This window comes from Cupriavidus sp. GW823-FHT07A04 (assembly GCF_058794615.1).
This window is the reverse complement of sequence record NZ_JBXAHA010000004.1, coordinates 329,873-350,068: the sequence shown is the minus strand read 5'-3', so window position 1 is coordinate 350,068 and position 20,196 is coordinate 329,873. Positions and strand designations below refer to the sequence as shown.

The 20,196-nt window shown below is 64.6% G+C and carries 22 protein-coding genes; 5 read left to right on the top strand and 17 right to left on the bottom strand.

Features of this window, described 5'->3' with window-relative positions:
• Window positions 1-79 precede the first annotated feature (79 nt).
• The 7 genes from AC1Q7Q_RS09485 to AC1Q7Q_RS09455 form a co-directional block, all read right to left on the bottom strand.
• A complete protein-coding gene (locus AC1Q7Q_RS09485) occupies window positions 80-505 on the bottom strand; it encodes an organic hydroperoxide resistance protein (RefSeq protein WP_492370443.1) in 426 nt (141 codons plus the stop codon).
• Between the two features lie 185 nt (window positions 506-690).
• Window positions 691-1,188 carry a MarR family winged helix-turn-helix transcriptional regulator gene (locus AC1Q7Q_RS09480; protein WP_253931624.1) on the bottom strand — a complete coding sequence of 166 codons (498 nt, stop codon included), beginning with the start codon at window positions 1,186-1,188 and terminating at the stop codon, window positions 691-693.
• A 134-nt stretch (window positions 1,189-1,322) separates the two neighbouring features.
• Entirely contained in the window at window positions 1,323-1,544 is a 222-nt protein-coding gene (locus tag AC1Q7Q_RS09475; RefSeq protein ID WP_492370444.1) for an SDR family oxidoreductase, read from the bottom strand.
• An 18-nt stretch (window positions 1,545-1,562) separates the two neighbouring features.
• The gene (locus AC1Q7Q_RS09470; protein ID WP_492387147.1) at window positions 1,563-1,727 is read right to left on the bottom strand and encodes an EthD domain-containing protein; all 165 of its coding nucleotides are present in this window, start codon (window positions 1,725-1,727) and stop codon (window positions 1,563-1,565) included.
• A 154-nt stretch (window positions 1,728-1,881) separates the two neighbouring features.
• Complete coding sequence (locus tag AC1Q7Q_RS09465; RefSeq protein WP_492370446.1) at window positions 1,882-2,949, bottom strand: porin; 1,068 nt, start codon at window positions 2,947-2,949, stop codon at window positions 1,882-1,884.
• 275 nt (window positions 2,950-3,224) lie between these two features.
• Window positions 3,225-4,184, bottom strand: a complete 960-nt coding sequence (locus AC1Q7Q_RS09460) for an NAD-dependent epimerase/dehydratase family protein (RefSeq protein ID WP_492370447.1) — start codon at window positions 4,182-4,184, stop codon at window positions 3,225-3,227.
• A 45-nt stretch (window positions 4,185-4,229) separates the two neighbouring features.
• Window positions 4,230-5,219, bottom strand: a complete 990-nt coding sequence (locus AC1Q7Q_RS09455) for a Bug family tripartite tricarboxylate transporter substrate binding protein (RefSeq protein WP_492370448.1) — start codon at window positions 5,217-5,219, stop codon at window positions 4,230-4,232.
• 431 nt (window positions 5,220-5,650) lie between these two features.
• Between AC1Q7Q_RS09455 and AC1Q7Q_RS09450 the strand changes: the two genes are divergently transcribed.
• Complete coding sequence (locus AC1Q7Q_RS09450; protein ID WP_492370449.1) at window positions 5,651-6,367, top strand: FCD domain-containing protein; 717 nt, start codon at window positions 5,651-5,653, stop codon at window positions 6,365-6,367.
• A 120-nt stretch (window positions 6,368-6,487) separates the two neighbouring features.
• Here AC1Q7Q_RS09450 and AC1Q7Q_RS09445 read toward each other — a convergent pair whose 3' ends face one another.
• The 6 genes from AC1Q7Q_RS09445 to AC1Q7Q_RS09420 all read right to left on the bottom strand — a co-directional run bounded on the left by AC1Q7Q_RS09445 (window position 6,488) and on the right by AC1Q7Q_RS09420 (window position 10,912).
• Complete coding sequence (locus AC1Q7Q_RS09445) at window positions 6,488-6,877, bottom strand: RidA family protein (protein WP_492370450.1); 390 nt, start codon at window positions 6,875-6,877, stop codon at window positions 6,488-6,490.
• Window positions 6,874-7,803: an alpha/beta hydrolase gene (locus AC1Q7Q_RS09440; RefSeq protein WP_492370451.1), complete on the bottom strand. Its 930-nt coding sequence runs from the start codon at window positions 7,801-7,803 to the stop codon at window positions 6,874-6,876. The genes AC1Q7Q_RS09445 and AC1Q7Q_RS09440 overlap by 4 nt, the downstream gene beginning before the upstream one ends.
• A 224-nt stretch (window positions 7,804-8,027) precedes the next feature.
• On the bottom strand, window positions 8,028-8,432 hold the full coding sequence (locus tag AC1Q7Q_RS09435) for a nuclear transport factor 2 family protein (protein ID WP_492370452.1): 405 nt from the start codon (window positions 8,430-8,432) through the stop codon (window positions 8,028-8,030).
• A gap of 45 nt (window positions 8,433-8,477) precedes the next feature.
• Window positions 8,478-9,353: a hypothetical protein gene (locus AC1Q7Q_RS09430; RefSeq protein WP_492370453.1), complete on the bottom strand. Its 876-nt coding sequence runs from the start codon at window positions 9,351-9,353 to the stop codon at window positions 8,478-8,480.
• Between the two features lie 160 nt (window positions 9,354-9,513).
• On the bottom strand, window positions 9,514-10,032 hold the full coding sequence (locus AC1Q7Q_RS09425) for a BON domain-containing protein (RefSeq protein WP_492370593.1): 519 nt from the start codon (window positions 10,030-10,032) through the stop codon (window positions 9,514-9,516).
• Window positions 10,033-10,183: 151 nt separating this feature from the next.
• Window positions 10,184-10,912 carry an SAM-dependent methyltransferase gene (locus AC1Q7Q_RS09420; protein ID WP_492370454.1) on the bottom strand — a complete coding sequence of 243 codons (729 nt, stop codon included), beginning with the start codon at window positions 10,910-10,912 and terminating at the stop codon, window positions 10,184-10,186.
• Between the two features lie 246 nt (window positions 10,913-11,158).
• On the opposite strand from AC1Q7Q_RS09420, the gene AC1Q7Q_RS09415 reads away from it, so the two are divergent.
• Complete coding sequence (locus AC1Q7Q_RS09415) at window positions 11,159-11,743, top strand: gamma carbonic anhydrase family protein (RefSeq protein WP_492370455.1); 585 nt, start codon at window positions 11,159-11,161, stop codon at window positions 11,741-11,743.
• A gap of 26 nt (window positions 11,744-11,769) precedes the next feature.
• Here AC1Q7Q_RS09415 and AC1Q7Q_RS09410 read toward each other — a convergent pair whose 3' ends face one another.
• The 3 genes from AC1Q7Q_RS09410 to AC1Q7Q_RS09400 all read right to left on the bottom strand — a co-directional run bounded on the left by AC1Q7Q_RS09410 (window position 11,770) and on the right by AC1Q7Q_RS09400 (window position 16,037).
• Window positions 11,770-13,122, bottom strand: coding sequence for a DUF1501 domain-containing protein (locus AC1Q7Q_RS09410; protein ID WP_492370456.1), 1,353 nt, complete (start codon window positions 13,120-13,122; stop codon window positions 11,770-11,772).
• 28 nt (window positions 13,123-13,150) lie between these two features.
• Window positions 13,151-14,737 (bottom strand): DUF1800 domain-containing protein, encoded by a 1,587-nt coding sequence (locus tag AC1Q7Q_RS09405; RefSeq protein WP_492370457.1) that lies wholly within the window; start codon window positions 14,735-14,737, stop codon window positions 13,151-13,153.
• 145 nt (window positions 14,738-14,882) lie between these two features.
• On the bottom strand, window positions 14,883-16,037 hold the full coding sequence (locus AC1Q7Q_RS09400; protein ID WP_492370594.1) for an MFS transporter: 1,155 nt from the start codon (window positions 16,035-16,037) through the stop codon (window positions 14,883-14,885).
• Window positions 16,038-16,350: 313 nt separating this feature from the next.
• On the opposite strand from AC1Q7Q_RS09400, the gene AC1Q7Q_RS09395 reads away from it, so the two are divergent.
• From AC1Q7Q_RS09395 to AC1Q7Q_RS09385, 3 genes are all read left to right on the top strand, one after another.
• Window positions 16,351-16,647 (top strand): ArsR/SmtB family transcription factor, encoded by a 297-nt coding sequence (locus tag AC1Q7Q_RS09395; RefSeq protein ID WP_174427524.1) that lies wholly within the window; start codon window positions 16,351-16,353, stop codon window positions 16,645-16,647.
• A gap of 72 nt (window positions 16,648-16,719) precedes the next feature.
• A complete protein-coding gene (locus AC1Q7Q_RS09390) occupies window positions 16,720-17,775 on the top strand; it encodes an alkene reductase (protein ID WP_174427523.1) in 1,056 nt (351 codons plus the stop codon).
• 161 nt (window positions 17,776-17,936) lie between these two features.
• The gene (locus AC1Q7Q_RS09385; protein WP_492370458.1) at window positions 17,937-18,947 is read left to right on the top strand and encodes an AraC family transcriptional regulator; all 1,011 of its coding nucleotides are present in this window, start codon (window positions 17,937-17,939) and stop codon (window positions 18,945-18,947) included.
• A 319-nt stretch (window positions 18,948-19,266) separates the two neighbouring features.
• Here AC1Q7Q_RS09385 and AC1Q7Q_RS09380 read toward each other — a convergent pair whose 3' ends face one another.
• Window positions 19,267-20,136: a LysR family transcriptional regulator gene (locus AC1Q7Q_RS09380; protein WP_492370459.1), complete on the bottom strand. Its 870-nt coding sequence runs from the start codon at window positions 20,134-20,136 to the stop codon at window positions 19,267-19,269.
• Window positions 20,137-20,196: the final 60 nt, after the last annotated feature.

Genomic DNA, 20,196 nt, shown 5'->3' with positions numbered 1-20,196 from the left:
GCCGGCCCCGCGCAAGGGATGCTCATTTTAGAACATTGCGCGGGGCCGGCCCGGGGACCCTCGGGATCCGGATCTACGCTTAGACCAGCGTCAGGCGCACGTCGATATTGCCACGCGTGGCATTCGAGTACGGGCAGACCACGTGTGCCTTGTCGACCAGGTCTTGCGCGACGGCGCGGTCCAGGCCGGGCAGCGCGATGTTCAGGTCCACCTCGATGCCAAACCCGGTGGGAATGGCGCCGATGCCGACCTGGCCGGTGATGGCGGTGTCGGCAGGCAGTGCCACCTTGTCACGCGCCGCCACGAACTTCAGCGCGCCGAGGAAGCAAGCCGAGTAGCCAGCCGCGAACAGTTGTTCCGGGTTGGTGCCGGCACCACCCGCGCCACCCAGCTCGCGCGGGGTGGCCAGCTTGATATCCAGGGCGCCATCGGACGACACGGCGCGGCCGTCACGGCCTCCGGTTGCGGTGGCGGAAGCACGGTAGAGGACTTTTTCGATCGACATGATGACACTCCTGGCTAGTTGATAAAACTGGCTCATCGAGCCTTGGGTTGGAGAAAGCCTGTTCGCTTTCCATATTTAATAGCTAGCTATTAAATAGCACGCTATATATTAGACAATCAAAACGGGCTGTCAAGTTGTTCAGCCCACCATCAGCCGCCGCTCCCATCACGCCGGCGCCTTGATCCTTAGCCGCCGGCCGCTACGGCAAACCGCTCGCGCAACTGGTCCAGCTCCGCCTTCACGGCCACCACCTGATCGACGCTGCAGCCCGAGGCACACAGCACCGCGCGGGGCACCGCCTGCGCCGGCTCCTTGAGCGCATGGCCTTCGGCGGTCAGCGTGACAATGACCTGACGCTCGTCGGCAACGGCACGTTCACGCCGCAGCAGTTGCTGCGCTTCCATGCGCTTGAGCAGCGGGGTCAGCGTGGCCGAATCCAGATGCAGGCGGCCGCCGATTTCCGACACGGTCAGGCCATCGGCTTCCCACAGCACCATCATCACCAGATACTGCGGATATGTCAGGCCCAGCGGCGCCAGCAACTTGCGGTACAGCTTGTTCAGCGCAAGCGACGTGGCGTACACGGAAAAGCAGAACTGCTGGTCCAGAAGCAACGCCGACGCGGCATTTGCCGTGGCGTCGTGTGCCGCCTGCTTGGTCCGGGAGGTGCGTTTCGTGTCCATGGGCTGAAATATACATAGCGCACGATTTAATTGCAAGCTATTTTTAATGAGCACATTGCATCACTTTCAATCACGCTTTTCGCACAGGACATCCTGCGTGGCCACTTCCGGCTTGACCGAAATCAGGGAAGCCTTCAGATGCCCAGCCCGCCGAGCGACTTTCCACCGTCGACGAACAGCGTCTGGCCTGTAATGAAGCTGGTATTGTCAGAGGCGAAAAACGCAATCGCCTTAGCGATATCATCCGGCTTTGCTGCCGCGCCGCCTGGCTCCAGCGCCACTGCGGAAGCATATTGGTCGGCGGGCATCCTGCGCGACATCGGCGTATCGGTGAATCCGGGAGCGATCGAGTTCACGGCAATCTTCTTCGCGCGCTACTCCATGACCTCGATCGATGGATAGACAGATTCGAATGTCATATAGATCGGAGGTCCGCCGTCCTCGATGCGCTCGGCACGCATGATGCGCACGGAGATAACGCCAGGAAAGCGCTTCATCAGAGGCCGCAATTCGGACGCCATGAACCGATCGAAAGCCATACGGTTCTCCGGGTCGACATCGCCCTGCAAGCATGCACAACGTACGATCACGGTCTCTCCTCAACGAAACTCGCTCTGGCGGCGGCATCCTGCGGCCGCGCTGGCCGCCAGCGCAGGGTTGCCAGCCCTAGCCATTGGCACCCAGCGCCGCAAATCAAAAAATGTGGTTCATGCCAATGCTCACCGCGCTGTTGCCGGCGCCGGCATTGCCAACATCATTCGCATTCCAGACACGATAGAAACCGGTCGCTGCGGTGTTCGGCGCATTGTTCCGGATATGCGCGTATGACGTGTAGATGCTGGTCCGCTTGGACAGGTCGTAGACATAGCCCACGGCGAACTGCTGGGCATCGTTGTTCGCCGCCGTGCGATCGTTCTTGTAGATGTAGGAGAGGATGGCGCGGCCCGATCCAATCGGCACGGAAGCCCCGACCAGCACATCCTCCGACTTGTAGTTGGGCGTGCCAGGAACGATCGCGCCGCGATTGACGACATAGTTGAAGTACCCCGTTGCGATGCCGAAATCGTACTTCGCGCCAAAGAAGACCTCGCGGGCATTCTTGCCCGGTCCGTTGGCATCCTGGGCATCGGCGTAAGCGAGTTTCGCCTTGAACGGGCCACGCGTATAGCCGAGAGACGCGCCAAGCTGGCTGTTGGTATTGGTGCTTCCGGCAACCTCGCCAAAGCTGTACGACACTTCGCCTTCGAGGCCCGCGAGCGAGCCAGGCAGGTTGTATTTCACGGCATTGTCGAAACGGTTGCTGCCGCCACGCCCACCAGCCGAAATCAGGTTGGCGGAAGTGCCGGCCAGGCCCGTGACGAAGGGATCCATTTCGACCTGGGCGTAGGCCAGCGTCGTGTACTGGCGCCCCAGGGTCAGCCGACCATAGCGCGAGTCCAGTCCCAGGTAGGACTGGCGGCCGAACAACAGGCCGCCCTGCCCCGAAGCGCCGCTGTCCATCAGGATGCCCGCCTCAAGCGTGAAGAAGGCGGCCAATCCGCCCCCCAGCTCTTCCCGCCCGCGCATACCAACACGGGATCCCGCCATCATCCCGCTGGTGACCTTGGTCACGGAACCGGCAGCGGCGCCGCTTTCACGGACAACGCCCATGTCCGTCACGCCATAGAGGGTCACGCTGGACGACTGCGCCCAGGCCCCGCTCATTCCTCCCGTTGCGCCGATTGCTCCCACCGCGCCAAACACCATCAATGCCCGCTTCATTCCCTTCCCTCCAGCCGTTCGAATCGAATCGTTTTGATTCCAAGAGAGACGGACTTTCCCCGCTCTCTCGGACTCGCCCTGCTCGCGAAGCTGCCCCTACTGCGCGGGCAGCATCAGCAATCACGCAAGAAATTTACAAATTCCATGACTTCATACAAATCAGGATCCAGCGCGCACAAAACCCACCCCGAGCGAAACGACGGGGGAAAACAGGTGCAATGCGATTTCAGGGACGGCTGCGTAGCGGCGCAGCCCGCCCGGATGGTCTGGCTAGATCACAGCAAGTCGGAGAAATGCCCGACCGAGTCGGCCAGTGAGTGAGCCGCATGAAATCCGAGTTCGCGCCTTGCCGCGCTAACGTCTGACGGCGCGGGCCGCACATGGGGGAAAGCGGCAAAGCCGCCCTCCGGCAGACGCAACTCCGCTACCCGCAGCGCCGGGTAGCGCTGGCGGACCACATCGATGAATTCGGTGACCGAGAACCAATCGCCGGTCGCAATGTTGTACACGCGCTGTTGCGGCGCCTGCGCCCGCAGCGCGGCAAGGTTAGCCGCGGCGCAATCGCGTGCATCGATGAACTCCTCACGGCCGTTCCAGAGAAGGATCGGATCGTCCAGGTGCGCGGTTTCATCCAGGCGGCCTGCCTGCAGCAAACTGGTCAGCAGCCTTCCGGGCACACTGGTCACCGCATCCCCCCCTGCGCCGAGCACCGCGCCGTAGCGCAGCACGACAACGCTCACGCCGTACAGCGACGCGTACGCTAGCGCCAGGTGCTCACTCGCGATCTTGGTGGCGGCATAGATGCTGGCCGGCCGCTCACTCACGATGCGATACGGGAAATCCTCGACGATGGGCGTAGCCGGCAGCGAGGCGAACGCCGAGTACATGACGGTCGTGGAACTGGCGATGACCACACGACCGAGCTTGCGCTGCCTCGCCAGCTCCAGCACGTTGGCGGTACCGATTGTATTGACGCGGATTCCGGCCAGCGGGTCCTTGCGGATTGCCGTGGACAGCAGCGCCGCGGTGTGCACGATCGCGGTGACACCGTGTTCGTCTGCCAACTGGCTGAGCCTGTTGAAATCCGTGACGTCGCAAAGCTCAAGTGGCAGCGTGCCCAGGTCTTGTGGCGCCGGATGCTTTACGTCCACCAGCAAGACGGGTTCCCCCTGGGCTTGCAGCTGGCTGGCGGTCAGTCGGCCGATCAGGCCGGCACCGGTTATCAAGGTAGTCATATTGAGTTCTCCGCGCCCAACGCAGATTCGCTGATTGCCGGAAGACTAATCCGCCTGGATGCCGAATTCCTTGACCAGCTTGCCGTAGCGCGCATAGTCCGAGGCAATGAGCTTGCCCAGCGTGGCCGGGTCGCTACCCTGGGCCGTCACGGCAATGGTGGCCATGCGGGCAACCACATCGGGCATCTTCAGGATTTCGTTGAAGTGGCCGTTCAGCGTGCGCACAAGCTCTGCCGGCATCCCCTTCGGTCCGACCACGGCTTGCCAGGCCCCGACCTCGGCGTCCTTGTATCCCAACTCGGCAAGCGTCGGCACGTTGGGCGCAAACGGCGAGCGCTTCTGGTCGGCCACGGCAAGAGGCATCAGCTTTCCGGAGGGAAAATATTGCGCAACCGGTCCCAGCGTCGAGTACATCATCGGGACCTGGCCGCCAAGCAGATCAACGACCGCTGGTGCGCTGCCGCGATAAGGTACCTGCATGATCTTCACGCCCGCCGACTTGTTGAAGAGCTCGGCAAGGATCTGCATCGGCGAACCATTGCCGGGGCTGGCATAGCTCTGCAGGCTGCCCGACTTCGCGTGCGCCACAAGGTCCTCCAACTTGTTCACGCCGGCGGCCTTGTTCACGATCACGAACAACGACTGGGTCCCGAGCAGCGCGATTGGCGTCAGGTCTTTTTGCGGGTCGTACGACGCGCCAGTGCCCGGGCGCAGCACGTGCGGCGAGATGGAGATGGTGTTCGGCGCAAACAGCAGCGTGTAGCCGTCGGCCGCCGCCTTCGCCACGTATGCCGTGCCGATCGTCCCACCCGCGCCTGAGCGGTTCTCCACCACCACTGGCTGCCCCAGGCGGCCGGTGAGCTTCTCGGCAAACAGGCGTGCCAGCACGTCCGTGTCGCCGCCCGCCGGATAGGCCACGACGAGGGTGACGGGCTTGGTCGGATAGCCGCCCTGTGCCCAGGTGGCACCGGTGGCCAGGACGGAGACAACGGCTGCGATGGCAACCAACACCTTGCGCCTTTCGAAATGCTTCATGACAACCCTCTGGAAGTTATTTAGACCTGCACATATGCACTCTTGATCACGCAGCCTCATGCGCCATGAGGCCCTCTTTGCCACGCCCCATCTGTTCATATATGAAACATATGTTCACATAAGGAATGTGAAAAATTATAAATTTTTCTCGATCAAATAAGCGTTGGTACAAACCCTAAACAACGCCGGGGCGAACAAATCATGCCGAGCGTCGGAAGGAAATGGGGAGGGAGGTACGGAGGGCAGCGGATCGCTGAGTGCCGCTTCGTTTACCAGCGTTGCAGGCACACAGCCGTATCTGGCTGCGGCAATCCCTTTAGCTCACAATTTCGTTGAACTCCGATAATTTATGAAAGATGATCCCAGGTATATAATTCTGCGCTCCTGAGTTTTTCCCGAAACCCGCCGAGATTCACCATAGAAGAGGGATCATGCGGACTACAGACTTGCTGCGTAAGCTGCAGAACACCGAACCCGCTCCAGCGCAGACCATCTCCGAGCGGGCGTATCAACTGCTGCGCGCGGACATCATCGCGGGCGGCCTGGCCCCCGGGGAAAAGCTTCGCCTCCAGGCGCTGCAACAGCGCTACGAACTGGGTGTCAGCCCGATTCGCGAGGCACTGATGCTGCTCTGCGGCGAAGGACTCGTCAGCAACGAAGGCCAGCGTGGGTTCAGCGTTTCGCCGCTGTCCAGGAGCGACCTGCTCGACCTGATGAGCGCGCGCACGTCGATTGAGTTGTTGCTGCTGGAAGATGCCATCGCGCACGGCGACGACGATTGGGGTGCAAACATCATGGCCGCCTACTACAAGCTGACCAAGGCCCGGCTCCCGACGGATGCTTCAGATACTGTCGCCGTCGAACTATGGGAATCGGCGCATCGCCGCTTTCATTTCGCGCTGGTCTCCGCGGCCACTTCGAGATGGCTGCTGCGCATCGACGAACAACTGGTGGATCATTCGGAGCGGTATCGCCGTATCCGCCTGGCTTATCCGCGCTCCAGCAAAGAGCTGGCCAACGATGTCCTCAAGGAACACCTGGACCTGATGGAAGCCGTCCTCGCCCGCGACACCGCGAAGGCCTCCAAGCTGCTGCGCCAGCACCTGATGCGCACGGCCGACGTACTCAGCAAACGCTTCGCGGAGTAGCCCGCGCCACCGGTCAACGCGGAAATGCGCTGCCCCAATTGTGGGCAGCGCCCGGTGTTTCCGCGCACCTGCATTCAGCGAACTTGCGTGTTCGCTCGTTCACGTACATGGTTCGCCGACTTAGCCAGCTTGCACGGAAGTCAGCGAAACATAGGCAACGATCTCAATGCGCATGCCAGGCACCACCAGCGCCTTTGCAATCACGGTCGAGCGGTTTGGATAGGGCGCGGCAAAGAACTCCCGATACACGGCATCGACAACGGGCACATCGCCGGCATCCACCAGCGTGACCAGCACCTGGGCAACACACGACAGATCCGCGCCCGCCGCCTCGGCTGCCATCCGCAGGTTTTCGAAAGTGAGCCGCGCCTGAATCGCGATGTCCCCGGTATCGACCGAGCCATCGCGGCGAACCGGGCCATGCGCCGTGAACAGCAGCCCCGCCGCCTTGGTTGCCCAAGAGAAGGGCTGGCCCGGTACGGGCAGGCCGATATCGATCACCTCTTTCATTGTGACGTCTCCTCGACGAGCGCGGAAAGCCGCGCGAACCACGGGTGCGAAGGATCCTTCAGCGCAGTGTGCGTTCGGAAGTGATCCTCCCCTTGTTGCACATGGCATGCGACCGGGCCGGCCTGGCAAGCCAGCATGGCGCGCAGGCGGCGGTTAGAGAGAACCACGCGCTCGCTATCGTGCTCGCCGTAACTCAGGATCATGGGGACGGTGTTGCCTGCGGCCCAGCACAATGGGCTCATAACAGCGTCAAGATCGGGCGCTTCCAGCAGCATGGTATAGACCCGGTCCTCCAGGCTTTGCGGCAGCGGGCTCGGATGATGGAGATCCATGATGCCGCTGATCGGCAGGCAACCTCGGATCGCCTCGGGCCCGACACCGGCCGCGCGCAAGGCCGGTGTACGCAGCGCCGCCATTGCCGCGATCCCGCCCCCGGCGGAATGCCCGGCCAGGTAAAGCCGGCTGGCGTCCCCACCGAGCGCCCCAATCCGTCGGGGCAATTCCGCCAGGAGCGCCACGGCGTCGTCAAATGCCGCGGGCAAACGATGCGCCGGCGCCAGCCGATAGGTCGGCGCAACCAGGACCATGCCCAGGCGGATCACGTTGGACGCCAGGAAGGAGACGTACTCCTTATAGCCATTCGTCCATCCCCCACCGTGCCAGAACACAAGCACGGGCGCATTGCGCAAGGTGTTGGCGGTAAACACGTCATAGCTGTGCTGGCGGTCCGGTCCATAGCGCAGGTCACGCGCCGCCGTAATGCCGCCGGGCAGATCCTGGGACCAGTCCAACACGGTCTGCTCGTATGTGCGGGCCGCCTCAGTGGGCAGTTGCGCCTGCGGTTCATGGGAAGTTGGGTCTGAAGTATTCAATCTGGTCTCGGTCGAATCGGCATGTCTCGCCGCGTGTTCTTGCTTGGGTGTCATGCGGGCTGCAAAGCGCGGCCTGCCTTCTCCATGGCGGGCGCGCCCGCGTGCTCGACAATGTATTTAAATATGCATAGCAAGTCAACAAACACAAATCGCAATTATTTATAAATTATTGCGACACGTACAATTCAGCACACAGAGGGCCGCAGGCGCGCTGTGCTGCCGGGATCGGTATGAATGTGGTGGCGGCCAGGAGCAGGAGCCGCTATGCAGCTGCTCGATTACACGGGCTTTGCCGCGAAGCTCTCCGTCGGCGTGCCCTGGTGAAACGACATCTGCCAACCCTTGTCAGTCAGCGTCCAGATCGAGGTGCGCAGGGTGTGCCGCTCCAGCCGGCTGTCCGGCTGCTGGCAGGCAGAGCGGTAGTTCAGCATGGCCACGCCCGGCGCAAGCGAGCGCAGCGAGAAATCCTGCGCCCAGATCGTGCCCGAGGCGGCTTCGGTGGGCAGCTCGTCCAGCGTGTCGGCCTTGGTATAAATGCCACCCGAGCGGCCAAACTCCAGGAAGTCGTCGTGCAGCAGCGCGTCCAGCCGATGGCGATCGCCGCGCGCGGCGGGACGGTGCAGTTCGGTTTCGAGTTGCCGGAGCAAGGGCAGCAAATCGATCTCTTGGTTCTCGTTGTTCATGTCGTGGTGCTCCTTGGTGTTCCCGCCAGCGCTCAGCATCCTGCCTCACTGCGCGTCGTCGTCCATGCCAATGGCAGTCGTGTCGATTCTCTCGACCTTGCCTTTTTGCCGCACCTCCGTGCGCAGCACGAACGCTTCCGTCGGGCAGTACCAGTCGGTGACGTTCATGATCGCGGGCTCGGTCTGGATGAGGTCGTCGCCCATCATCAATGGCCCCAGCGAGGTGCGCTTTTCGTAAGTGATCGGCATGCATTCGCGGCGGCCCAGCATGGTCTCGATGGATTGCGCACGGCCGACACGCCGCTCGCCAACCGAGACCGAGGCCGATGGCGCGCGAATGGTCGTGACCATCTCGTCCGTTGCCAGGCTGTGGATCTCGAGATCCAGGCTGGAACTGAGCGTCTCGCCCGGCAGCACCACGCCCTCCCGTATCGCAAGGCCCGCGTAGCTGAGCACGCCTTTGCCCTGGAACGATGCCTGTCCGAACAGCCGCGTGTAGCGCGCCTGCGCATTGATGGTGGCGCGCTGGCTGCTCACGCTGCCGACCGAGCCGGCCGCCGCGCCGCGGTCGAATGTCATCTTGTGGACCTGGTCCATGACGACCGGCGGGCCCATCATGGCCGCCAGCGCCGACTTCGAGTGAATCGACAGCCAGGCGCTGCAGCCATTTTCCGTGAGCGTCGGGTTCCGGATGGTCATGGTGATCGACATCGGCATGTCGCCACTGGCCTCCATCTGCGCCCGCGCGCCGGACTGGAACCAGGGCGCGTCGCAGATGGTGCCGGGCACGCCCTGCGCCGGGTTATCGGCGGGGCCTTGCTGCGCCAGGGCTTCATCGGCGAGCCCGCATAGCAGCAATGGAAGCAGCACCGCACCCAGCCGCCTGAAGGCGGGCTTCGGCCCGTGAGGGTGAGCAGTCATGTCGTGTCCCGAGCAAAAAACCTGCCGCTGGCGCTTCCCCATGGGTCGGGGTCTCAACCCGGACGGGCCGCCAGCACGCCCAGAAGGTAGCACTTGGCATGACGCCCCACAACCCGGATTGGCGCCAGCACCAAAGAATCCAAGCCCAGGAAGAAAATGCCTAATTCGGCTCTCGGCCGGATTGAGGCGGAACGGCCGCAGCCGGGCCGGGACGGCCACCGAATACGGGGTAAGGCACGCCGCGCGCCGGATCCGCCGTGATCTGGTCGACCACGATCTCCACGTCGGCAACTTCGCGCAATGCGGCCACGAAGGGCTGCCCGGGGAAACCCCGCCCCACGCAGCCCTGCACCAGCAGCCAGCGGCCCCGCACGGTGAGCCACAGCGAGGATTCCCGCCAGCCCGGCAGCGTGATCGACAGCGACTGCAGGCGGCGCTGCGTACTTTCCACGATTTCCTTCTCGTACTGGTAGGCATTGCCGAGACGGCAGCGGCCTTCGACATAGCAGTGGTTGCCGTCCTCGATCCGGTGATGGGCGTCGCGCCGCCATTGTGCTTCGTCCACGCGAGGCCCGAGCGGCTCCGGGCAACTGGCGATGCGCGACGAGATCTGGAAGAAGGGATCGTGGCCACGGTTTTCCTGGTCGCTGTCGGCGCCGCGCGCCGGCCATGCCAGCATGGCGGTGCCGGCCAGCGCCGCCATGGCGATCAGCACGGGCAAGGACAAAGAGCGGACGGGCATGGCAAGCTCCTTGAGGGCGGCTCTCGTCTGCGTAGGATAGAACCGGCTGGCCTGCGCGCAAAGCCCGGCCATGCGCGAGCGTCCAGGCTCAGCTGCCCTGCTTGCGCGCCAGCCACGCGCCCCAGAACAGGCTGCCGAAGAAGCGTTGCGGCGCGGCAAAGCCCGCCTCGGCCAGCAGCGCCTGCACGGCAGCCTCCGAGTGCGGCGGGTCCGCGCCTTGCAGGATCTTGCCCAGCTTGGCCTGGACCTCGTCGGCGCTGGCGCCTTGCATGCGCCAGCGCTCGCCCCACGCAGCCAGCAGCAGCGGCTCGCTGGCATAGGCGCGGTAATTGCCGGCGAGGATCAGCGGCGCGCCCGGTTTCAGGCGGGCGGCGATGGCGCGCAAGATATCGCGCTTGGCGTCGTCCCCCGGCAGGTGATGCAGCACGCCGATCAACGTGGCGGCGTCGAAACGCGGCGTGGCGGGCAGGTCCTCCACCACGCCCGGCACGGCATGCGTGCGCTCGGCCAGCCCGGCCTGGGCGACGCGCGCCATGGCAAGGTCCAGCATCGGCGCCGACGGATCGACCGCCGTGAAGCGCCACGCCGGCTCCAGCCTGGCCGCGCAAACGATCTCCTGCGCCGTGCCGCCGGCGCCGACCACCAGCACCTCGGCCGCGCGCCCGGTGCCCAGCGTTGCCGCCAGCATGCAGGCGGACAGTTCATGGCAGGCGTCGTAGCCAGCCAGCGCGATGCGGCTTTGCTTTTCGTACTCGCCAGCGCGGCCGGGGTCGAATTTGGCTGCGGGATCAGCGGCGGCGGTTTTATTGGGGGTCATGGAAGCGTTCCTTTTCGTTCGCTCTGTCTTGTTGCAGGGAGATGACCCTGAACAGCCTAAAGGGCCGGTCCCTGCGCGACAAGATGACAACTTATGCTGGGATGAAACCTACCAGCTCAAGGTTGAATACAAAAACGGAAACGAACCCGTCGCGAAGGCGTCGACGCGGCAGATGGAACGCACCCCGGCGCATCAACGCATCGACGTACAATCTGCGCAATCCAAAAATAACCCAAGGAGACAGCGATGGCATTCATCGGCCCCGATGTGAGCTTGCACCCCACCGCCTACGTGCACGAATCGGCCTACCTCTACGGCAAGATCACCGTGCACGAGGGCGCATCGATCTGGATCAATGTGGCAGCGCGCGCCGAGAGTCGGGAAATCGTGATCGGCGCCTACACCAATATCCAGGACTTCGCGATGCTGCATATCGGCGATCGCACGCCGACCATCATCGGCAGCCACTGCTCGATCACCCACCACTGCACCATCCACGGCTGCACGATCGGCGACAACTGCCTGATCGGCATCAACGCCACAATCATGGACGGCTGCGTGATCGGCGACAACTGCATCATTGCCGGGCACGCTTTCCTCAAGGAAGGCACCGTGATTCCGCCCAACTCCATCGTGATGGGCAGCCCGGGCAAGGTCACGCGCACGCAGAACAACTATGTGCGCAACCGGCTCAATGCGTTCTTGTATTACAAGAACGCGCTGGCCTATGCGGAGCAGAATTATCGGGCGTGGGAAGGGCCGGCGTTTTCGGCGCAGATGATGCGAGAGATGGAGCGGCTGCAGGCGGAGCTGGGGGCGACCGACGTTTGACACAAACTCTCCACGATCGCCGCGAGCTAGACCAGCCCGATATCCACTGCCCGCGCATCGGGAAACACATGTGCCAGGCGCGCATCGTCCAGCCCGTACAGGCGCTTGAAGAGCCCGCCCAGCATCGCGCGGTATTCATTGAGCACCGGCCAGTCGCGATTCTGGTTCAGCGTGCGCTGCTCCACCGCCACTTGCTCGCCGGCAATGCGCCCGCCACGCACGGCGCCGCCGGCCACCCAGTACGCCGTGCCGTGACCGTGGTCGGTGCCGCGCGTGCCATTCTCGCGGAAGGTGCGGCCGAATTCGGAGACCACCACCACGGTGGTCTTGCTCCACGCCGGCCCGATCTCGTCCGCGAATCCGGAGATGCCGCGCCCGAGGTTATCGAGCAGGTTGGCCAGCTGTCCCTGCGCGCCGCCCTGGTTCACGTGCGTATCCCAGCCACCGACATCGATAAAGCCAAGATTGAAGCGCTCGCGCATCAGCCCCGCCATGCGGCGTGCTTCCACCTCGAAACCCTTGGCGCTGAGCGCGCGGCGATTGGCCGCCTGCATCTCCTGCATGCGGCCCGCCATGTCAGGCTCGGCCTGCGCGGGCAGGTTCGCGGCCATCATTGTGTTGCGGCGCTGCATGGCCTCGGCCTCCTGCGCCACGGTCTGGCGCAGTTCGAAGCCCTCGTTGATCAGCGACTCGAAGCGGGTGCCGCGATACATCTGCGCAAGCACGCGGGTCTGGCGCTCGTCGAAGGGCGTGCGTCCGGTACCCTTGAGCGAGACATTGGGCACGGTGAGCGCGCCGCTCAGCGCCATCGGCAGGCCATCGGTAAAGGCGACGGGCGCGGCGCGCCCGCCCATGGATTCGGCCAGCCGGTTAAGAAAGCCGGAGCCGCGCAGCGAGGCATCGATGTGCCCGCTGCCCTTGCCGTTGCCGGCGAGCGGCAGCCCGGCCTCGACCCCGTCCTGCGTCTCGAAGTGGCTGCGCGAGAGGTCATCGGTGCCGGCAAACGGCACGAACGCAAGCTGCTGCTTCTGCCACAGCGGCAGCAGGCTGTCCTTGAGCGCGGGGTGCAGCGCCCACGCATCGATGCCCCTGCCCGCGCCGCCATCGAAGGCCGCCGCCAGCGACAGCGCGGCGCGCGGATCGGCCGGAGCGCCCTGCGCCACCGGCCTGGCAATGGCGATGGTCGGGCGCGATGCGTAGTAGAAATCGCTGCCCGCAGGCACCAGCACGTTGGTGGCATCGTAGCCACCACGCAGGAACACCAGCAGGAAACGCGCATCGGCCTGCTGCGGCAGCGCGTAGGCACGCGAGACGATGCCGGGCGCCAATGCCGCGAGTCCGGCAAGCCCCGCGCCCTTTAGCCAGTCACGTCGTTGCATGGGGTACTCCTTGTTCAGGGCGGACTGCTCAGTCCTGCATCCATTCGGGCGACGACAGCAAGATGGTGTTCCACTCCGCCTGCGACGTCGCCTGCGTCATCGCGGTGCGCGTGGCGGGGCCGAGCGTGGATTCGATGCTGTCGAAGAACACGCGGTTGGTCAGCAAAGGAAAGCCGGTGCGCTCGGCCGGCTTGCCATCATCCTTGGAGAACAGCCCGGCCTGCCCCGAGCCAATGGCGCGCGCGATCTCGAAGCGCTTGACCATCTGCCCGGAACTGGCCCATGCGCTCTCCGCTGCCGGGAAACCGTCCGGCGTGATGCGGCCATAGAGCGGCTCGCCAAGCTGGTTAAGCCAGCCGATGGCGGGGCGCAGGTTGGCCACCGTGCGGCCGTCATATGCCAGCCGCAGCGACGAAGCCACGAACTGCATCGGGTCCTTGAACTTGCGCGTGCCGGAGGCCAGCGTGGTGTTCAGCTCAGGCGACAGGAACAGCGTGCGCAGCACCGCCGCGATATCGCCATCGGTCTGCGTGAAGGTGCCTGCCATGCGATTGACGAGCGACGGCGGCGGCGTATCGCCGACGAAGTGCGCGGCGAGCTTGTAGGAGATGAAACGCGCGGTGGCCGGATCGCGGCTGAGAATCTCCACGGCCTGCTCCACCTCGTGGAAACCGCTCGGCTCGATACGATGGCCAAGCAAGGTCTTGGGCCCGAAGTCGTGCCGGTTCGGGTTGAACTCGAACAACCCGCCCGCGCGGTAAAGCGCCTGCTTTTGCGGTGCTAGCTTGGGCGGCTCGCCGCTGGCGTTGATGCCCAGGCCGGTGAGCACGCGGGCCAGTTCCTGCACATCCTGCTGCGTATAGCGCGAGCCGCTCGGGCCGCCGGCCACGCCCAGCGTGTGCAGCTCCATCAGCTCGCGCGCATAGTTTTCGTTGATGCGGTTGACCGCGCTCTGCGCGTTGTCCAGGTACTCCAGCATGGCGGGCGATGTCACGGTCGCCATCAGCAGGTCGCGGAACTTGCCCAGCGCATGCGGGCGCACCGCCTTGTCCTCGTAGTCGGCCAGTACCCAACGCACCGAGCCCTTGCCGGAGTACACGCTGAAGTGGTTCATCCAGAACCACGTCATCTGCTCGCGCAGCTGCGCGGGCGAGTAGAGGGCGCGCAGCAGATGGCGGCGGCTGGTGTCGAGCACCACGTCGTTGCCGCTGCGGTTGAGCGCGTCGCGCGCCTTCTGTTTTTCGTCTTCGTCGGTAAGGGTGTTGATGCGCTGCTGCTCGGCGCGCACGCTGCGCAGCCTTTGCTCACCACTTTGCTGGGCAATGCTCAGCGCCCCGATGGTGGTGGCAAGCTCGCCCGTATCGGTGCCGGGCGCCTTGAGTTGTTCTTCGAGATAGCGCTCGCGCCCCAGCTTGCGCAGGCGCTCGATGCTGGACTGGTTGGCGCCGAAGGTAACGGTGTTGAGCCAGTGCAGGTCGGCCGGCTTCAGGGCCGCACCGGATACGCCCTCCGGCGCGCCGCCGCCTTGCGCGCAAGCACCCAGCAGGCCCGCGGCCGCACTCAGGAGGCAAACCGATATCAGGCGTGACAGCAGGCGTGAAATGCTCAGGGACATGGTTGGCCTGTCTCGAACCCCAAGGGGTGACACCGCTCTTACGCTGGCGGACGGGTTTTGGTTGACGTGGATTCATCCGATAACCAGTCTGAACCAGTAAGCAAAATGAAAGTTCCCGCCGCTTTATCGCTGCTTTATCGCCGCGTTACCGGCGTAAGGTCACACCCCAGAATACCAGCGCGGCCGCACTGATCGCCGCGCCCAGCATGCAAACGCCGGACCATCCTGCGCGCGCATAGACATGCGTCGAGGCGATGGACCCGGCACCGCTGCCGAGCGCATAGAACAACATGTAGCAGCCCACCAGCCGGCTGTGCGCTTCCGGCCGCACCCGAAACACCATGCTCTGGTTGGTGACATGGATGGCCTGCCCGGCCAGGTCCAGCACGATGATGCCCGCCACCAGTAGCCACAGCGACTCCGGCGCAAAAGCCAGCGGCGCCCAGCACGCCACCAGCAGCACCAGCGCGATGCCGGTGGTCCACTGTCCCAGCCCGCGATCCGCGAGGCGCCCGGCACGCGCGGCCGCCAGCGCGCCCACGGCGCCAACCAGCCCAAAGGCACCGATAGCGGTATGCGACATCGAATACGGCGGCGCGCTCAGCGGCAGCACCAGCGCGGTCCAGAACACGCTGAACGCGGCGAACATCAGCATGGCGAGCACGCCACGGACCTGCAGCGCGCGCTCCTGCGCCAGCAGCATGAACATCGACGCGAGCAGGCTGATGTAGCGCATCTTCACCGGCGCGCTGGCCTGCCGCGGCAAACGGCGCGCCAGTAGCGCGATCATCAGCAACGCCAGCACGCCCGAGACCACGTACACCGCGCGCCAGCCGGCTAGATCCGCCAGCGCGCCCGCCATAGCCCGCGCCATCAGCAAGCCGATCACCACGCCGCCCTGCGCGGCGCCCACCACGCGCCCGCGCTCGGCCGGCGCGGCGAGCGTGGCCGCGAACGCAATCAGTCCCTGGGTCATCGCCGTGCCCAGCAGACCCACGGCGAGCATGCCTGCCAGCAATGCCGTGCGCGTCGAAGCCGCCGCCACAAGCGCCAGGGCGACGGCGAGCAACAGCAACTGCAGCAGGATCAGGCGGCGCCGGTCCACCAGGTCGCCCACCGGCACCAGCAGCAGCAGCGCCAGCGCGCAGCCCACCTGCGTGGCCGTGACGACGATGCCGACCGAGCCATAGCCGAAGCCGAACTCGCGCGCCATCGCATCCAGCAAGGGCTGCGCGTAGTAGACGTTGGCCACGCTGAGCCCACACGCCAATGCGAACAGCCAGACCAGCGACGACGGCATGGCAGACGGCGCGTCCGAGGTCTGCGCCAACGGTGCGGTGGCCAGGGTGGCGGCGGTGGCTGGGTTAGGCGTCATCATGGATCCATTTGGTTTTATAAAGAAACTGAACGGAGTCTAAGTCACATTGGTTTCTTTAAGCAACCAGATAGAAATAACCATACGTCGAGTAGGCACTACCAGGTGGCGCAAAGACCACTCCAGCAGAGCCGCGACGTATATCGTATAGTCGCGATATTAATTTTGTGAGAAGCGGATATATGTTTCGCCAAAACGCGAAACAGCCCGCGCCTCCGATACCGGACAAACCCACGCAATGGACATCGACGCCATCCACAAGGCCCTGGCCAATCCCGTACGGCGCAGCATCCTCGCCTGGCTGAAAGCCCCGCAGGAGAATTTCGCCGTGCAGGACTATCCGCTCGAGCTGGGCGTCTGCGCGGGCCTGATCGACGCGCGCACCGGACTGTCGCAATCCACCGTGTCGGCACATCTCGCCACGTTGCAACGCGCCGGGCTGGTGACTTCCAAGCGGGTTGGCCAATGGATTTTTTTCAAGCGTGACGAGCAGACCATCCAGGCCTTTCTCGATCACATGCACAGCGATCTTTGATACCCGCGGCGCGCGAGCGCCTACTTACGCACCCACGGTGCGCCACTCTCCTCGACACCCAGACAAACTGACATGACCTCTCTCTTCGACCCCATCCGCATCGGCGACCTCGACCTCCCCAACCGCGTCATCATGGCGCCGCTGACGCGCTCGCGCGCAGTGGGCGGCGGCCGCGTGCCCAACGCCCTGATGGCCGAGTACTACGTGCAGCGCGCCTCCGCAGGCCTGATCCTCAGCGAAGCCACCTCGGTCACCCCGCAAGGCGTGGGCTATGCCGACACCCCGGGCATCTGGTCCGACGAGCAAGTCGCTGGCTGGAAGGTGGTGACCGATGCCGTGCACGCCGCCGGCGGCCGCATCTTCCTGCAGCTGTGGCACGTGGGCCGTATTTCCGATCCGGTCTTCCTGGACGGCGAACTACCGGTGGCGCCCAGCGCCATTGCCGCCGCGGGCAATGTCAGCCTGGTGCGCCCCAAGCGCGCGTTTGTCACGCCGCGCGCGCTGGAAACCGATGAAATCCCCGGCATCGTCGCGGCCTACCGCCACGGCGCCGAGAATGCCAAGGCCGCCGGCTTCGACGGCGTGGAAGTGCACGGCGCCAACGGCTACCTGCTCGACCAGTTCCTGCAGGACAGCACCAACAAGCGCACCGACGCCTACGGCGGCTCGCTCGAAAACCGCGCCCGCCTGCTGCTGGAAGTGACCGACGCCTGCATCGACGTGTGGGGCGCATCGCGCGTGGGCGTTCACCTGGCACCGCGTGCCGATGCGCACGACATGGGCGACTCGGACCTGCCGGCCACCTTCGGCTACGTGGCGCGCGAACTCGGCAAGCGCGGCATTGCCTTCATCTGCTCACGTGAAGCGCTGGGCGAGCCCCGCCTCGGCCCCGCGCTGAAGAAGGCATTTGGCGGCACCTATATCGCCAACGAGAAGATGACCAAGGAAACCGCCGAGCACGTGCTGCAAGCCGGTGAAGCCGACGCGGTGGCCTTTGGCCAGCTGTTCATCGCCAACCCGGACCTGCCGCGCCGCCTGCAGATCGACGCGCCGCTGAACGCGCCGCAGCCGGAGACTTACTACCACTCGGGCGCAGAAGGATATATCGACTACCCCGCGCTTGCCTGAGCACGGCTGCCGGCCCGCGCTGGCTTGCATGAGCGCGCGCGGCCGGGCGAACTGGTCGATTAGTCGAACGGTTGAACGGTTGAACGCCCCGCCCAGCGCGGGGCGTTTTCCGTTGGTCGGGACGGTTTGCGCTTGTCGCCGTCATGCCATAATCCGCAGCCATGGCACCCACCGACCAAGCAGAAGGCCCGCAGTCAGACCCATCGCAACTGCGCATCCATCGCGCGGAGTACACGCGGCGCATGAACCGCGTGCTCGACTATATCGACCAGCATCTGGACAGACCGCTCGACCTGGCCCAACTGGCGGACGTCGCGAACTTTTCCCGCTTCCATTTTCATCGCTTGTTCGCGGCCTGGATGGGCGAGACGCTGGGCGACTACGCACGCCGGCGCCGGCTCGAGTCCGCCGCATTTCAGCTGGCTTGCAAACCCGGCGCCTCGGTGCTGGAAATCGCACTAGCCACCGGATTCGGCTCCGGCGAGGCATTCGCGCGCGCCTTCAAGCTCAAGTTTGGCTGCACGCCCTCTGCCTGGCGCGCCGGCGCAGCCGAACACCGGGCCACGCAGGCCGCGGCGGCGCGCGCGCGCCTGGCCAACCGCCATAGCAATCCGGATCAGGTCCTGCGCAATGCCGATCAGGTGGATGGCGGTGCTTTCATCGACCATGGCCTCTCCTGCCAAACAGATGGAGAGAGCAATATGGAAGTCCGCGTCATCGATCTACCCGAAGCACGTGTCGCCTACCAACGCCACATCGGCCCCTACGGTCCGGCCATCGGCACCTTCTGGCGTGAAGCTGTCGCGCCATGGATGCACGCCAACGGCCTGGCCGGGCAAACGTGTTACGGCATCGGGCACGACGCCCCCGGCATCACGCCGCCGGACAAGTGCCGTTACGACGCCTGCGTGGAGATACCTGAGACCTTCCAGCCCAGCGGCCAGGCCAGCATCTCCGTCCTGCCGGGCGGACGTTACGCCGTGGCGCAATTCAGCGGCGCCCCTGCCACCATCGTCCAGGCATGGACCTGGCTGACCCGCGAATGGCTGCCGTCCAGCGGTCTGCAATGCGACGAGCGTCCGTGCTTCGAACGGTTCTCGGCAGTGTCGGCGCTGGACGCGCGAACGGGTTCACTGACCTGCGAGTTGTGTATTCCCGTGCGTGCGCTATAGCGCTGCGGAACTACCAACAGGATGAGAAGACCCACGAGACGATCTGCGCGGCGTTAAAGAGCAGGCGGGCATAGCGGACGGCCCCCCCCCCCGGACTCAAAAGAACGGCCGGAGCCGCCATGCGGCGCCCGGCCATTCTTTTCCTTACGCCACGCGCTTAGAGTGGCTTATGTGGACGCCGCCCTCAAGGAATTGGGTGGGAGAAACTACATGAAACTGTCAACTGAACCAAACCAATCCCGATTGACACGGGGAGTCATATCAGCCTCTCGACCATCGCTCCCCAAAAGCGAATACGTGGCTCGCCCATGCCTGACGTTCAATCGGCGAAAGCCGATGTGATCGCCTCCACGACGACACGCACTCTGGCCGTGCGCGCCAAGTCTTGGTGCAACACCAGCCACGCCTCGTAGGGCTTGGCCCGCCGGCACTCCGGCCATAGCCGCACCAGCGCGGGATCGCGCCGGGCCAGGTACTCGGGTAACTCGCCTATCGCCAAGCCGGCGCGCACGAAGGTCGTGAGCATCAGGCTCGAATCCAGCTCGGCAACCACGCGACCCTGTGCCCTGGATTCACCCACCAGCGTGTCGTCCTGCCGGCCGGTCACACCCTCCTGGTAGAGCGCAATGTCGTGGCTCGCAAAGCCTTTTCCGGGCTGCGGTTCACCATGCTTGGCCAGATAGCCTCGGGTTGCGTACAGGCCAACTTCCCAGCAGCCGAGTTGGCGGACGATCAAGTCCGGTTGCTCCGGCCGCAGGGTACGTACAGCAATGTCGGCCTCCCGCCGCGCCAGGTCGAGCAGCCGCGTCGTGGTGCTCAGGATCACCCGCACCTCGGGATGGCTGGCGCGCAGGCGTTCAATGGCCGGAACCACGAAGTCCACCGCCAACGCGTCGGTGGTGGTCACGCGCACCTCTCCGGCCACGCGCGCGTCGGCACCTTCGCTGCGGCGCTCGAAGGAGACGGCCATGCGTTCCATGTCCTCGGCTATGCGCAGCACTTGCTGGCCGGTGTCGGTCAGCACCAAGCCGCCCGTGGTGCGCAGGAACAGCCGGCTGCCCAGCGCCTGCTCCAATCCGCTCAGACGCCGACCCACCGTGGTCTGGTCGATGGCCAGTTGCTGCGCAGCCCCGCGCAAGGTGCTGGCGCGCTGAATGGCCAGGAATATCCGCACGTCGTCCCAGTTCATCACTACTCCATTGTCAATACTGCAAATATGCAGCCATAGGCTGCTGTTTCGTGCATTTTC